Here is a 14,613-nt window from a genome sequence, read left to right as displayed (position 1 = left end):
AATAAACCGGCCGGTATAGTATAAATATCGAACCGCTTGGTCTAGTATTGTTGCGATGAGTTCTTCCACTTCCCGCAAGCCGTCGGCCAAGCCCGCTGCCAAGGCCGCCGGACCCGGGCGCCCCAAGGATCTGGGCAAGCGCGCGGCGATCCTTGAAGCAGCCAAGGTACTGTTCATCGAACAGGGGTATACCGGCGTGAGCATGGACGCCATTGCCGCCCAGGCCGGCGTCTCGAAGCTGACCGTGTACAGCCACTTCGGCGACAAGGAGACCCTGTTCTCCGAGGCCGTGCAGTCAAAGTGCATTGAAATGCTGCCCGATGCCCTGTTCGTGGCCGACGCGGACGGCCCGCTGCGCGACCAGCTGATCGGCATCGGCCTGGCCTTCTTCGAACTGATCACTTCCGATGCGGCGATCTCGATCCAGCGCATGATGATGGCGCCGGAGACCGACGAACGCCTGCGCGAGCTGTTCTGGAAGGCAGGACCGGAACGTACCTGCGAGGCCCTGGCTGACTTCCTGCGGGCACGCGCCGAGCGCGGCGAGCTGGAAATCACCGACTATTCGCTGGCTGGCGAGCAGTTCCTGACCCTGGTCAAGGGCGAAGTGCACATGCATATGATGTGCGGCATGCCACTGTCACCGGTGGAGTGCGACCCTCTTGCCCACGTGACCGCCAGCATCGACTTCTTCCTGCGCGCCTATGCGCCGCGAGGGGCCGGGACGGCTGAATAACCAAAACTGAACGAACCGGAGGTCGCGATGACTTCCGGCACTGCGACCCCGGCCACCCGGCAGCTGATGCTCTGGGCGCGCCGCCGGCCTCCGGCACCGGTAAAATGGCCGGCCCACTGCGCTGGATTTGAACCTCATGACGATTGATTACGCCCACGCCCGCGAACTGATGGTGGAACAGCAGATCCGTCCCTGGGACGTGCTGGACATCAAGGTGCTCGACGTCCTGGCCCGCCTGCCGCGCGAGGCTTTTGTCGCCGATGCACACCGGGCGCTGGCCTACGCCGATGTCGAACTGCCGATCGGCCACGGCCAGAAGATGATGAAGCCGGTCATCGAGGGCCGTACCCTGCAGGCACTGGATCTGCAGCCGGGTGACGAAGTGCTGGAAATCGGCACCGGCAGCGGCTTCCTGTCCGCCTGCATCGGCGCGCTCGCGCGCGACGTGCTGAGCCTGGAGATCGACCCGGAGCTGGCCGCCGCCGCGCGTGCCCGCCTGGACGACGCCTCCGGCCTGGGCACCAACGTCCGCGTGGAAGTGGCTGACGCCCTGTCCTGGCAGACCGAACGCCGCTTTGACGTGATCTGTGTCACTGGTGCGGTCGACGTGGTGCCGTCACAGTTCGCCTCGTGGCTGCGTCCGGGTGGTCGCCTGTTCGTGATCCACGGCCGCTCGCCGGCGATGGAGGCCCTGCTGGTCAAGGCCGACGGCAGCACCGAGTCCCTGTTCGAGACCGATATCGATTACCTGCGTGGTGCCGCCCCGGCACCCCAGTTCCACCTCTGAGTCCAAGGAAGCCGCAATGATCCGCCGATCCCTCGCTGTTGCGCTGGCCACTGCCCTGCTGCCGTTGTCTGCCCATGCCGCCGACCTGCTGCAGGTCTACGAAATGGCACGCAACGGCGATCCGCAGCTGTCCGCCGCCGAATCGACCCGGCTGGTCGACAAGGAAGGCGCCGTGCAGGCCCGCGCCGCCCTGCTGCCGCAGATCAACGGCCAGGCCACGCTGAACCGCACGCGCAGCGAGCCGAACGCCGACATCAACTCCGGCTCGTTCACCAACAAGCGCCGCAATTACACGATCGATGGCAGCCAGACGCTGTTCAACTGGACCCAGATCAACAACCTGCGTTCGCAGCGTGAGCTGAGCAAGGCGGCGGACTTCACCCTCGAATCCGCCAACGACAGCCTGATCGTGCGCACCTCGGCGGCCTACTTCAACGTGCTGGTGGCGATCGAATCGCTGAACGCCGCACAGACCAATGAAGCGGCTGCGAAGAAGCAGTTCGACTTCGCCGACAAGCGCCTGGAAGTGGGCCTGGCGCCGATCACCGACGTGCACGAAGCACGCGCCCAGTACGACCAGGCGCGTGCCAACACCATCGTTGCGCAGAACACCCTGGCCGATAACTACCAGGCCCTGACCGAACTGACCGGCCAGCCGGTGGTCAACCTGCGCGGCCTGCCGGCCGACTTCCGTCCGGAAGTGCCGGCCAACCGTGGCAACATCGATGAGCTGGTGCACCAGGCCACCACCCAGAATCCGGCGCTGAAGGCGCAGGAACTGAAGGTGAGCGCCGCCGAAGCCGGCGTGCAGGCCGCGCGTGGTGGTCACTACCCGACCCTGTCGCTGGGCGGCAGCTGGGGCAAGACCGCGACCTGGGGCGACAGCACCGGCTCCGGCTCGCTGTCCCCCGATGCCCGCACCAACAGCATCGGCCTGACCCTGAACGTGCCGATCTTCGCCGGCGGCGCTACCCAGTCCGGCGTGCGCCAGGCACTGGCCCAGCGTGACATTGCCCAGGACGGCTACGAGCAGCAGAAGCGTGCCCTGGACCGCAACACCCGCAATGCCTACCAGACCCTGGTACAGGGCATCAGCGAAGTGGAAGCCCGCCGCCTGGCGGTGGTCTCGGCACAGAGCGCCTATGACGCCTCGCAGGTCGGCCTGGAAGTCGGTACCCGTACCGTGCTGGACGTGATCCAGAACCAGCGCATCCTGTTCTCGGCGCAGCTGGACTACGCCCAGGCCCGTTACACCTTCCTGCAGAACCGCCTGCTGCTGAGCCAGTCGCTGGGTGCGCTGGACGTGGCCGAGCTGCAGGACGTCAACCGCCTGCTGACCCAGGACGCGGGCAACCCGGCAACCACCACGCACTGAGTCGTCAGCCTGCCGGTCACGAAGAAGCCACCCGCGAGGGTGGCTTTTTTGTTGGTCGCGCGGACGGAAGCATGCACCCACCGACCGTCAGCCGGGCCAGACCCGCATCCGTTCGACTGCGGCCAGCAGACACAGTGCGATGGCGACGGGAGCCAGCACCGGCAGGGCGCGTGACCGCGGTGCCCGTCCGCGCAGCACGGCCACGCACACGGCCCCCATCACCAACAGGGTTGCCGGACCAGGCAGTACCGGCAGGCTGCCCATGGGCGCCCACAACGCCAGCAATGCCGCCGACAGGACGACGGCGACCGGCACCAGTCTCTCCCGGAACTCCAGGGATCGGTCACCTGCCGTCGGCCACAGCTGCATCGCCACCCGCGCAGCCAACATCAGCAGCACCAGGATGAGCGCCACCAACCCTGCCACTCCCGCCAGCGGCAGCAAGGGCATCACCCAGTACAACTGCGGGTGATGCTGCAGGGCGACCGACAAAGGCCGCGTGCTGGCCAGGGCCGGAAATTCGACCAGGCCAGCCTGCAACGCGGCCAGTACGATCAGCAGCACCATGGCCAGCAGCACGCACGCCGGCAGCAGCGGCGGCCGTGCCCCCGCCTGCCTGCCGACGCCAGGAAATCCCAGCGCCAGGCCAACGGTGGCGAACACACCGTACAGCGGCACGCTCGCCGCCAGTACACCGCCGATCCCGAAGCGATAGGGTGCCGTTGCCGGCGGCAGCCATGGAATCCAGTACGCGTAGTGCACATGGCGGGCTGCCAGCACCAGCAACAGCAGGCCGGCGCCGACCTTCACCGTCAGCAGCACGCAGGCAACCAGCACCACACGGTGTGGCCGCAGCAATCCGACCACTGCAAGCAACAGCAGGCTGGCAGCAGCCATCAGTTGACCCGGCATCCCGTTGCTGGCCTCGATTCCACAACCAGCCAGCAGTACATGCAGATGGTTGGCGACGGACTGCGCAACGCCAGCGGCAGTCACCACCAGTTCCAGCAGCAGCGCGCCACCGAGCAGAACGGCCGGCACGCCTCCCCAGCAGTCCCGCACCACGCCATGCAGGCCATCGGCAGCGGGCCTTTGCTGGTTCAGAACGTGCAGGCAGTACAGCAGCGGCCCTGTGCCCAGCGCGGCCAGCAGCAGGCTCAGGACGATGGCCGGGCCTGCCTGGGCTGCGGTGTGCTGGCCGACCAACGCGACCACGCCGCCTCCCAGCAGCAAGGTCAGTGCCACCACCACAAGGCGATCGCCGTACCCGGGCTCATCGATGCCGGGGCTGCTGTCGCTGTCCATCGCAAGTTCCCTTGATATCCGCCCAAGCGCGGTCGACAGCAGACTGACAGCCTGTGCCGGGAGGCGGTATCGGAATACGCGCCATGCGCATCACGATGTGACGGCAGGCACGTTGGCAAGGAAGCTCACGGTCCCGCTACGACAGATTCCAGGTCGCTAAGCAGAATTGACGCGGTCTTTCACGACAGTCACGTCGCGTGCGCCGGCCCTTCGGACTCAGCGGCAAGGCGGCGGCAGGTGCGGGCCGACCAGCGCCAGCGTACGCTGCAGGGCACCGCGTCCGTTGCTGATCAGCGTGCAGCCTGCCCGCGCCATGTCCTCGCGTGCCTGTGGATCTTCGAGCAGGTGCTGCAGCAGTTCGCCGACCGCCTGCACGTCTTCGCCGATCAACAGCGCGCCCGCCTCGCGCATGCGGCGGGAAATCTCCGAGAAGTTGTGCAGGTGCGGGCCCGTCACCGCAGCGGTGCCCATCGCCGCCGGCTCCAGCAGGTTGTGGCCACCGATCGGCTGCAGGCTTCCACCGACAAACGCCACCTGCGCGCAGGCATAGAACGGCATCAGCTCGCCCAGGGTATCGATGACGAACACATCGGTTCCAACCTCCGGCCACTGCTTCGCGCGCCGGGTTGCCACGTTCCAGCCCTGCTCCCGCGCCAGCGCCTCCACCTTCGGGAAGCGCTCGGGATGCCGGGGCGCCCACAGCAGCAACAGGTCGGGGTGCTGCCGGCGCAGGCGACGATGCAGATCGATCACCGCCTGTTCTTCACCATCATGGGTACTGGCGGCGATCCACACCGGCCGCCGGGCCGGCACGCGGGCATGGAACTGCTCGACGAAGCCCTGCACGTCCGGCGTAGTGATGTCGAACTTCAGGTTGCCCAGCGCCTGCACCTGCTCCGGCGCGGCACCCAGCTGCACGAAACGCTCGGCATCGTCCTGCGACTGCGCGGCCACGCAGGTGACCGTGCGCAGTGCGCGGCGGATCAACGCCGCCAGCAGCCGGTAGCCCCGCAGCGAACGCGCCGAGAGGCGCGCGTTGAGGATGTAGACCGGAATGCCACGGTCACGGCAGCCGAACAGCATGTTCGGCCACAGTTCGGTTTCCAGGATCAGCGCCAGGCTGGGCTGGAAGTGGCCGAGGAAGCGGTTGACGCTGCCGGGCACGTCATACGGCAGGTAGACGTGGTCCAGGGCGTCGCCCCACAGCGCACGCACGCGCTCGGAGCCGGTCGGGGTGATGGTGGTGATGACCCAGCGGATGTCCGGGCGCTCCTTGCGCAGCGCGTTCACCAGCGGCGCAGCGGCATTGACTTCGCCCACCGAGACCGCGTGCAGCCAGACCCGCGGTTGGCCGGTGGGCTGCGGATAGGAGGCATAGCGCTCATCCCAGCGCCGGAAGTATTCACGGACCCGGAAGCCGCGCCAGACCAGGTGGTACACGGTGATCGGCAGCAGGATGTAGAGCACGACCGAGTACAGGCCGCGCAGGATCCATTCGACAGGGTCTTTACGCATGCGGCAAGGATACGGGAGCCCCCCGGGAAAGACACGCGGCCGCCTTGGTAGAATGGGCCAATGTCCGATGCCACCACCGCCGTCCGCCCGTCGCTGCGCGATCCCCGCAACTGGCCGATGTTCGCCGCCATGCTGGGCGCCTTCGCCATCGCCCGCCTGCCGTGGATGCTGCAGCGTGCGCTGGGCCGGGGCGTCGGCTGGATCACCTGGCGCCTGCTGGGCAGCCGTCGCCGCGCCGCCGAGGTCAACCTGCAGCTGTGCTTCCCCGAGAAGGACGAGGCCTGGCGCCAGCGCCTGGTGCGCGACAGCTTCGATGCCCTGGGTGTGGGCGTGTTCGAGTGCATCCGCGCCTGGTGGGGCAGCATCGACAGCATCCGCCCGCAGGTGCAGATCGAAGGACTGGAACATCTGCGGCAGATGCAGGCGGAAGGTCGTGGCGTGCTGCTGGTGTCCGGCCATTTCATGACCCTGGAAATGTGCGGGCGCCTGCTGTGCGACTACGTTGATCTTTCAGGCATGTACCGCAAGCACAAGAACCCGGTGTACGAGTGGGCGGTGAAGTTCGGCCGCCTGCGCTACGCCAAGGCCATGTTCGCCAATGAGGACATCCGCGCCACCGTGCGCCACCTGAAGAAGGGCGGCTTCCTCTGGTACGCGCCCGACCAGGACATGCGCGGCAAGGACACCGTGTTCGTGCCGTTCTTCGGCCACACCGCTTCGACCATCACCGCCACCCACCAGCTGGCGCGGATGACCGGCTGTGCGGTGATCCCGTATTTCCATCGCCGCGAAGGCGGGACGTACTTCCTGAAGATCGGCGCGCCACTGGAGAATTTCCCCAGCGACGACGTGGAAGCCGATACCACGCGGGTCAACCAGGCCATCGAAGAGATGGTGCGCGAGGCGCCCGACCAGTACCTGTGGATCCACCGCCGCTTCAAGCGCCAGCCAGGCGGGCGGAGCGATTTCTACAAGTAGATCCACGCCATGCGTGGATGCTTTTCGATTCCGTGCCGGGATTCACAACGGCCAGCGGCACCAGGCGTACGGGTACTCCCCCACCACGCACGCCAAGCCCGCACGGACCGGATTGGCCAGGATGTACATCGCCTTCTCGTGAAGTGATTCGTCGGTCCGCACTGCATGGTCGTGATAGCCGCGCTGCCACTGCGCAGTTCCATCAGCCAGTGCAGATGGTCGGGCATCACCACCCAGGCGAGACTGTGGCTGAAGCCCCTACGCTCGACGAAGCGCAGGGTGTCGATCAGGATCGCCATGTTCGCCGCATCCGCGAACAACGGTTCACGGCCAAGGGTTGCCGTGGTCAATGAGTACACGTTGCCGGATCGGGAATATCGACCGTAGCGGAGTCCTGGGCTGGCCATGCCTCAAGCGTGCGATACGCATGGAAACACAGGTAGTGGTGGGTTACCTGTGTTTGCGTCGGGAAAGCTCCATCCACGCATGGCGTGGATCCACCACAGCAATCTCCGTTCGGTACGCGCAGTAGAGCCACGCCAGGCTGGATGGACGATCACACCGCCGTCGGCGTGTCGTCCGCGTCGCGCGCCAGCAGGCTGCCGGCGAACAGCGCGGCCAGCAATACGGTCAGGCCACCCCAGAAGGCCGAATAGAACGCCAGATGGGTGTTCAGCGGGAACACGGTCACCGCCAGCGCCAGCATCGCCGGACGCGCGCGTTCGCGGGCCATTGCCGGCGCGTAGCGCCATGCGCGCCAGGCCTGGGCCACCGCCGCCAGCCACAGCAACAGACCAATCACTCCAGTCTCTGCGAGGATTTCCAGCACGATCTGATGGGCATGAAGCGCCGGGGCATTGCCCCACACGGCCGGCCCTTCCTCCGCCACGCAAGCGGGATAGGCATCGCGGAAACCACGTGCACCCACGCCATTGATCGGGTGCTCTTCAATCATGCAGGCGGCGGCTTCCCAGATCCGCGCGCGCCCTGACAGGGCCTCGTCGACACCACGCTCGCCCCCATCCAGGGCCATGGCCGTACGCGCGAAGCGCTCGCGCAGCTGCGGCACGCTGGCGGTCAGCGCACCGGCGCCGAGCACCGCCACCAGCGCCAGCGCGGCCAGCCGTTTCCAGCCGAACTGGCGCACGCCGCTGTAGGCCAGCACCAGCGCGAAGGTGATCCACGAGGCGCGCGAACCGGCCAACAGCAGCACGCTGCCCAGCGCTGCCGCAGCCAGCAGCCAGCCCGTATTGCCAAAGCGCCGCGCGGCGGGCAGCAGCAGGAACGGCGACAGGCTGGCCAGCACCTGGCCGAACTTCAGGTTGCACGGTCCCAGTGCGCCACTGAGGCGATCTGCCAGTGCGGCCTCGTCGGCCGGGCACAGTGCGTGGCCACTGACCGCCAGCTTCAGGTGTTCCAGCGACCAGAACCATGGGCTGGTGCCGGCCACCGCCTGCACCAGCGCATCCAGCGTCCATGCGCCGGTGATCAGTGCCAGCCCCGCGAAGGTCAGCCGCCGCCGCTCCGGCGTAGCCACTGCGATCGCCACCAGCCACATGAAGGGTAGATAGCGCAGGCCCGCAGCAGCCTTGGTCCACGAGGCCGCCGGATCGATCGCATCGAATGCGGAGAATGCCTGCGGCAGCCAGTAACCAAGGAACAGGATCGAAGTCAGTGCCCAGGCCGCCGTGCTCAACAGATGCGGGCGGCGCTGCAGGCGGCGCGTCACCATGCGCGCCGCCGCGTACAGCGCGCCCAGGCCCAACACGGTTTCGGCGATGCCTGGCAACGGCCACATCGCCACGTACGCCAGCACCCACCAGGGCGCCCAGCGCCCGGCGCGGTCGTCGCGCACGATGACGGCGGGGTCAGCCGGCGAGGTCGGCATAGAGGCGGAGGGTATCGCGCTGCATGGCCTGCAGGGTAAACGGGATGCGGGTCGGCAAGGACGGGGGCTGGGCCAGCAGGGCCAGCGCACGTTCACCCAATGCCCGCGCATCGCCGAGCGGCACGGCACCTGCGGGTTGCAGCTGCCGAAGCAGCTCACCGACGCCGCCATGGTCCCAACCCAGCACCGGCCGGCCCACCGACAGCGCCTCGACCACGGTGCGGCCGAACGCTTCGGGCTTATCCGACAGCTGCAGTATCAGGTCGCTGGCCGCGTAGGCCTGGGCGATGCGTGCGGTCGGCGTGCTGATGTGCACGGCCTCGGCCACGCCGAGCGCGGCCGCCTGCCGGCGCAGGTCCGCCACGTAGGCTTCACGGCCGGGTTCATCGGTGCCCAGCATCCACAACTGTGCCGGCACGCCGGCGGCGCGCACATCCGCCAGCAGCTGCAATGCGTGTGCGTGGCCCTTCAGGCGGGTGCCACGCCCCGGCAACAGCAGCAAGGGGCCTTCAACCTGCGCCAGCCATGGGTACTCTGCCGCAAGCGCCATCCGCGGACGGCGATCGGTACGCGCCACGCGCGGGAACTGGGCCACATCGACGCCACGCGGAATCACCTGCAATGCCTGTTCGGGCACGGTCGGGTAGTGCCGCTGCACGTAATCGCGCACGGTGTTGGACACGCAGATCACGCGTTCGCCGCTGGTCATCACCGCGCTGTAGCGGCTGGGCGAATTCAGCCCATGCACGGTGGTCACCCAGTGCGGGCGTTGCGCGGCAGGCAGGGCACGGATTGCGTACAGGCCCAGCCAGGCCGGCAGCCGCGAGCGGGCATGCACGATATCCGCACCAACCTCGGCAAACAAGCGACGCAGGGTCGGTAAGTGGCGCAGGGTCAGCAGCGACTTGCGGCCGATGTCCAGGGTGAGGTGCTCGGCACCGCTGTCGAGCAGCGGCTGCACCAGGCGGCCACCGGCGGAAACCACCAGCGCGCGATGGCCGGCGGCGACCAGGGCCGCAGCGATTTCCAGGGTCGAGCGCTCGACGCCGCCGGAGTGCAGCGCCGGCAGCAACTGCACCACGGTCAATCGGCGCATCGAAGGGGCGGCCGCTTAGTCGGCCAGCACGAACACGGAACCGCAGTACGGGCACTGCGCTTCGCCATTGGGCTCGTCTTTGATCGGCAGGTACACGCGCGGATGCGAGTTCCACAGCGCCATTTCCGGGGTCGGGCAGCTCAGCGGCAGATCGCTGCGGTGCACGGTGTAGCGCTTCTCGGCGTTGGCGGGCGCAGTGGCGGTATGGCTCATGGCGGATGTCGATGAACGGGTTACGAGGCCTGTGATTCTAGCATCCAGGCCGCCCCGACATTGCGCCGCAACGGGTGTTTGCGCGTACCGGGCCGATTCCCTGCGACCTTGCATGCCACTTCGGGATGAGGTGCCGGCGGGAATGCCCGACCGATCCTGCAGATTCACCCCGGGAAACCACCGACAACGATATTTACCGCATTTGGATCGAACTAAATGGCACTTGTCAGGTTGCCACGGCTGTTGCAGGATCGGGCCAGGTCGTGAACCGGCCTACCCCAATCCGACCCGATCGCATGGCCCGCCCCCACCGGACCGGCATCGCCTCTTCCACTGCCATCGCGGCGGGCGGAGCGATGCTGTCCGTGGTGTCCGCCGATGCGGGTTCTGCCCGCCGCCAGCCCTTCCGGGAGACCCTTGCATGACCCTGTCCGATCCACGCCGCGCCCTGCTTCCGCTCGCCCTGGCCCTGGCCTGTGCGACTACCGCGATGCCGGTGCTGGCACAGGGACTGCAGAGCTCGTTCGAGCCGGGCCAGCCGGCTCCGGCACCGGCCGCAGGCGCATTGCAGGTCACGATCGGCAATGGCCCTGCGGCGCCCTACGCCGCCAAGCGCAATGTCGGCTACGGCGGCCTGCACGCACTGCGCTACAGCAGTGAAGGTGGCAATGTGCGGCGCGAACTGTTCAAGGCGGACGTGACCATCGAGGCCGATACCACCCTGTCGTGGTTGGTGCTGCCGGAGATCGTCGGCAAGGACACCGTGGCGTCAACCTATGTGTCTCTGGACCTGCTGCTGGACGATGGCAGTCGGGTTTCGGCCGGCGCTGCGCGTGACCAGCATGGGGTGGCCCTCGGCGCCCGCGCGCAGGGCGACTCGAAGACGCTGTACCCGCAGCAATGGGCGCGCAAGGCGGTGCGGCTGGGCGATGTGCCCGCGCTGAAGGGCCGCCGCGTGGTGGCGATCGAACTGGAGGTGGCCAGTGCCGACGGCGCACCGGTCTCCGGCTGGATTGATGACGTTCGCCTGGACACCGTGCCACGGCAGCAGCCAGCGCGCGTCTCCGACTGGGTGCTGACCACCCGCGGTACCCAGGCCAACGGCACCTTCTCGCGTGGCAACAATTTCCCGGCCACGGCGGTGCCGCACGGGTTCAACTTCTGGACCCCGGTCACCGATGCCGGTGCGCTGAACTGGCTGTACCGCTGGAACGAGCAGAACGACGCGCAGAACCGTCCGCAGCTGCAGGCGCTTGCGCTGAGCCACCAACCCAGCCCGTGGATGGGCGACCGCCAGACCTTCCAGGTGATGCCATCGGCCAGTCGTGGCGTGCCGGAGGCTGACCGCCGCAAGCGTGCCCTGTCGTTCGACCGCAGCCATGAAAGCGCCCGCCCTTACCGCTACGACGTGCGCTTCGACAACGGCGTCGCGGCATCGATCGCGCCGACCGACCATGCCGCGCTGTTCCGCTTTGACTTCCCGGAGGACGGCGACGCCAACCTGCTGTTCGACAACGTCGATGCACGTGGCGGCCTGAACCTGGATGCCGCCACGCAGACGCTGTCCGGCTACACCGACACGCGCAGCGGCCTGTCCAACGGTGCCAGCCGCATGTACGTGGTGGCCCGCTTCGACAAGCCGTGGCGCAGCAGTGGGCGCCTCGACACCGGCCGCCCGACCGGCTACATCAAGTTCGATGCCGGCAGCGACCGGCGGGTGACCATGCGCATCGCCACTTCGCTGATCTCGGTGGAGCAGGCACGACACAACCTGGCGCTGGAAATCGCCGCCACCGATACGCTGGAGAGCGTGGCCGGCCGTGCGCAGGATGCATGGGACGCACGCCTGGCCCGCTTCGACATCGGCGATGCCAGCGACGACCAGAAGACCACGCTGTATTCCAGCCTGTACCGGCTGTTCCTGTACCCGAATTCCGGCCATGAAAACGTGGGCAGCGCCGCCGCACCGGAGTGGCGCTACGCCAACCAGGCCAGCGCCAGCGATGACAACACCGAGGGCAGCGCGACCCGCACCTTTGCCGCCGTGCGCGATGGCAAGGTGTTCGTCAACAATGGCTTCTGGGACACCTTCCGCACCACCTGGCCGGCCTACGCGCTGTTCACGCCCGACGATGCCGGGCAGATGGTGCAGGGTTTCATCGAGCAGTACCGCGCTGGCGGCTGGATCGCGCGCTGGTCATCGCCGGGCTACGCGGACCTGATGGTCGGCACCAGCTCGGACGTGGCCTTCGCCGATGCGTGGCTGAAGGGCGTCGGCGGCTTCGATCCGGGCGAGGCCTACGCCGCCGCGCTGAAGAACGCGACCGTGGTACCACCCGACCGCCATGTCGGCCGCAAGGGCATGGACCGTTCGACCTTCCGGGGCTACGCCAGCGCCGACGTGCATGAGGGCATGTCGTGGACGATGGAAGGCGCACTCAATGACTTCGGCATCGCCAACATGGCCGATGCGCTGGCCAAGCGCGCGACCGCACCCGCCGCACGCGAGCGCTACAGCACCGAAGCCGACTACTTCCGCCACCGCGCTGCCAGCTACGCGACGATGTTCGACCCTGCCGCCGGCTTCTTCCAGGGCCGCAGGGCCGATGGCCGCTGGCGCGTGGACGCCAAGGACTACGACCCGCGCGTGTGGGGCCACGATTACACCGAATCCAACGGCTGGACCTTCGCCTTCACTGCCGCCCATGACGGCGAAGGCCTGGCCGCGCTGTACGGTGGCCGCGACAAGCTGGCGGCGAAGCTGGATACCTTCTTCGCCACGCCGGAAACCGCAGACCCGGCACTGGCCGGCTCCTACGGCGGCACCATCCACGAGATGACCGAAGCGCGCGACGTACGCATGGGCATGTACGCGCACAGCAACCAGCCGGCGCACCACATCCCGTGGATGTACCTGTATGCCGGGCAGCCGTGGAAGACCCAGCAGCACGTGCGCGAAATCCTGTCGCGGCTGTACGTCGGCAGCGAGATCGGCCAGGGCTATCCGGGCGATGAGGACAACGGCGAAACTTCGGCATGGTACGTGCTGGCCTCGCTGGGCCTGTACCCGCTGCGCATGGGCGCCCCGGAGTACGTGATCGGCTCGCCGGCCTTCGAGCATGCACGCGTGGAGCTGCAGGGTGGCGCGGTGCTGACCGTGAACGCGGCCAACAACTCGCGCGAGAACGTCTACGTGCAGTCGCTGAAGATCAACGGCAAGCCGTGGACGAAGACCTGGGTGCCACACGACCTGATCGCCAAGGGCGCGACCCTCGACTTCGTGATGGGACCCCGTCCCTCGCGCTGGGGCAGCGGCGTGGACGATGTGCCGCGCTCGTTGACCGCGCGCGGCCAGCGCCCGCAGCTGCTGCACGACCTGCTCGGCAGCGGCGCGAAGGCGACGCTGGCCGATGGCCGCGCCCTGCCCGCACTGGTCGATGACGATGCGAGCACCACCGTGGGCCTGGGCGGCGGCGCAACCATCGCGCTGACCGGACTGAGCGACGGCACGCCGACGATGTACACGCTCACCAGCGGCGACGGCCGCATCCAGGGCGGTGAGTGGACGCTGGAGGCGCGCAACGGCGGCGGCAGCTGGACCGTGCTCGACCAGCGCAGCGGCGAAGACTTCGAATCCGCCCGCCAGACCCGTCCGTTCCGCATCGCCAGACCCGGCCGCTACAGCGAATACCGCCTGCGCCTGGCGGCACCGGCACGGCTGCCACTGGCGGAGATCGAACTGCTGGCGGCCGGCACCGTACAATGAGCGGCATGCGCTACCGTCTTCTGCCTCTGGCCCTTGTTGCCCTGTCCTTCTCAAGTTTCGGCCAGACCCAGGCGTTCGATACGCAGCTGACCCGCGACGGCGTGACGCTGAACTACCAGGACGCCCGTGGCGCCCTGGCCGCGCCGCAGCGCAAGCGGGTGATCGATACGTTCTTCTTCGCCTACCTGCGCGAACGCGCGGACTTCCACCCGGCCGCGCCGGCGATGGTGCGCATCGTGATCGATCCGGCCTACACCGGCATCGCCTTCGTCGGCGACAAGGACCAGGCAGCGACGATCACCATCAACCCAGGCTGGTTGGCGCAGCACCCGAACGACATCGACCTGGTGACCCATGAGGCGATGCACATCGTGCAGGGCTATCCAGGTTACGGCGATGCACGGGTGCCGGGCTGGCTGGTGGAAGGCATCGCCGACTACGCACGCGACCGCTACGGCATGGACAATGCCGCCGCAGGCTGGGTACTGCCGGGCAAGGTCGAGAAGGGGCAGAATTTCGACAGCGGCTACCGGGTGACCGGTGCGTTCCTGAAATGGGCCGAGGCCGAGTATCCCGGCCTGGTGCTGGCGCTGGACAAGGCCCTGCGCGACGGCCGCTATACGCCGGCGCTGTGGCAGAAGCACACCGGCAAGGCACTGCCGGCGCTGTGGACGCAGTATGCCAAGCCGCGTTCGGATGCACCGCCGCCGGCACCAGCGCGCCGCGGCAAGCGGCGCTGACTGGGCGATCAACTGGGTATTGCGGCGGCTGGGTAGAGCCGACTGGGTAGAGCCGACTGGGTAGAGTCGACTGGGTAGAGTCGACTGTTAGTTGTGTAAACCCACCACGTTGTTCAGCAGGACTCTGGAAATAGGTGGCTGGCCACCGATCCCCATGTGAGGGCGGTGCCAGTTGTAGTGGTGCAGCCATTGGGTCAGCACGGAATTGCGCTGG

The 14,613-nt window shown here is 67.7% G+C and carries 12 protein-coding genes and 1 pseudogene; 6 read left to right on the top strand and 7 right to left on the bottom strand.

The annotated features are described in order from the left end of the window. The first annotated feature begins 55 nt into the window (after nt 1-55). The 3 genes from AC5P5X_RS00065 to AC5P5X_RS00055 all read left to right on the top strand — a co-directional run bounded on the left by AC5P5X_RS00065 (nt 56) and on the right by AC5P5X_RS00055 (nt 2,898). The gene (locus tag AC5P5X_RS00065) at nt 56-736 is read left to right on the top strand and encodes a TetR/AcrR family transcriptional regulator (protein ID WP_005410959.1); all 681 of its coding nucleotides are present in this window, start codon (nt 56-58) and stop codon (nt 734-736) included. A 136-nt stretch (nt 737-872) separates the two neighbouring features. Further along, nucleotides 873-1,523, top strand: coding sequence for a protein-L-isoaspartate O-methyltransferase family protein (locus AC5P5X_RS00060; protein WP_111189355.1), 651 nt, complete (start codon nt 873-875; stop codon nt 1,521-1,523). Between the two features lie 16 nt (nt 1,524-1,539). Beyond that, entirely contained in the window at nt 1,540-2,898 is a 1,359-nt protein-coding gene (locus tag AC5P5X_RS00055; protein WP_005410961.1) for a TolC family outer membrane protein, read from the top strand. 87 nt (nt 2,899-2,985) lie between these two features. On the opposite strand, the gene AC5P5X_RS00050 is transcribed toward AC5P5X_RS00055, so the two are convergent. Beyond that, complete coding sequence (locus AC5P5X_RS00050) at nt 2,986-4,203, bottom strand: amino acid transporter (RefSeq protein WP_111189354.1); 1,218 nt, start codon at nt 4,201-4,203, stop codon at nt 2,986-2,988. Between the two features lie 216 nt (nt 4,204-4,419). Beyond that, nucleotides 4,420-5,718: a lipid IV(A) 3-deoxy-D-manno-octulosonic acid transferase gene (gene waaA, locus AC5P5X_RS00045; protein WP_005414416.1), complete on the bottom strand. Its 1,299-nt coding sequence runs from the start codon at nt 5,716-5,718 to the stop codon at nt 4,420-4,422. A gap of 60 nt (nt 5,719-5,778) precedes the next feature. Here waaA and AC5P5X_RS00040 point away from each other — a divergent pair, with 60 nt between their 5' ends. Continuing rightward, nucleotides 5,779-6,696 (top strand): LpxL/LpxP family Kdo(2)-lipid IV(A) lauroyl/palmitoleoyl acyltransferase, encoded by a 918-nt coding sequence (locus AC5P5X_RS00040; protein WP_043034051.1) that lies wholly within the window; start codon nt 5,779-5,781, stop codon nt 6,694-6,696. A 42-nt stretch (nt 6,697-6,738) separates the two neighbouring features. Here the strand turns inward: AC5P5X_RS00040 and AC5P5X_RS00035 are convergent. From AC5P5X_RS00035 to AC5P5X_RS00020, 4 genes and pseudogenes are all read right to left on the bottom strand, one after another. Then, nucleotides 6,739-7,103, bottom strand: a pseudogene (locus AC5P5X_RS00035) (transposase). A gap of 149 nt (nt 7,104-7,252) precedes the next feature. Then, nucleotides 7,253-8,584, bottom strand: coding sequence for an O-antigen ligase family protein (locus AC5P5X_RS00030; protein ID WP_049396209.1), 1,332 nt, complete (start codon nt 8,582-8,584; stop codon nt 7,253-7,255). Then, nucleotides 8,565-9,680: a glycosyltransferase gene (locus AC5P5X_RS00025; protein WP_111189353.1), complete on the bottom strand. Its 1,116-nt coding sequence runs from the start codon at nt 9,678-9,680 to the stop codon at nt 8,565-8,567. Before AC5P5X_RS00025 ends, AC5P5X_RS00030 begins: the two co-directional genes overlap by 20 nt. Before the next feature lie 15 nt (nt 9,681-9,695). Continuing rightward, on the bottom strand, nt 9,696-9,893 hold the full coding sequence (locus AC5P5X_RS00020) for a zinc-finger domain-containing protein (RefSeq protein WP_111189352.1): 198 nt from the start codon (nt 9,891-9,893) through the stop codon (nt 9,696-9,698). 421 nt (nt 9,894-10,314) lie between these two features. Here AC5P5X_RS00020 and AC5P5X_RS00015 point away from each other — a divergent pair, with 421 nt between their 5' ends. Together AC5P5X_RS00015 and AC5P5X_RS00010 are read left to right on the top strand one after the other, a co-directional pair. Continuing rightward, complete coding sequence (locus AC5P5X_RS00015; protein WP_111189351.1) at nt 10,315-13,659, top strand: GH92 family glycosyl hydrolase; 3,345 nt, start codon at nt 10,315-10,317, stop codon at nt 13,657-13,659. Beyond that, a complete protein-coding gene (locus AC5P5X_RS00010) occupies nt 13,656-14,399 on the top strand; it encodes a basic secretory protein-like protein (RefSeq protein WP_005410969.1) in 744 nt (247 codons plus the stop codon). The genes AC5P5X_RS00015 and AC5P5X_RS00010 overlap by 4 nt, the downstream gene beginning before the upstream one ends. An 87-nt stretch (nt 14,400-14,486) precedes the next feature. On the opposite strand, the gene AC5P5X_RS00005 is transcribed toward AC5P5X_RS00010, so the two are convergent. Beyond that, nucleotides 14,487-14,613: integrase core domain-containing protein (locus tag AC5P5X_RS00005; protein WP_146257439.1), on the bottom strand; the 127-nt coding region annotated here is incomplete at its 5' end.

The sequence above is a fragment of the Stenotrophomonas sp. YJH_SMC_91 genome (genome assembly GCF_059368495.1).
The sequence above is the reverse complement of the archived record's forward strand: the minus strand, read 5'-3'. Positions and strand labels throughout refer to the sequence as shown.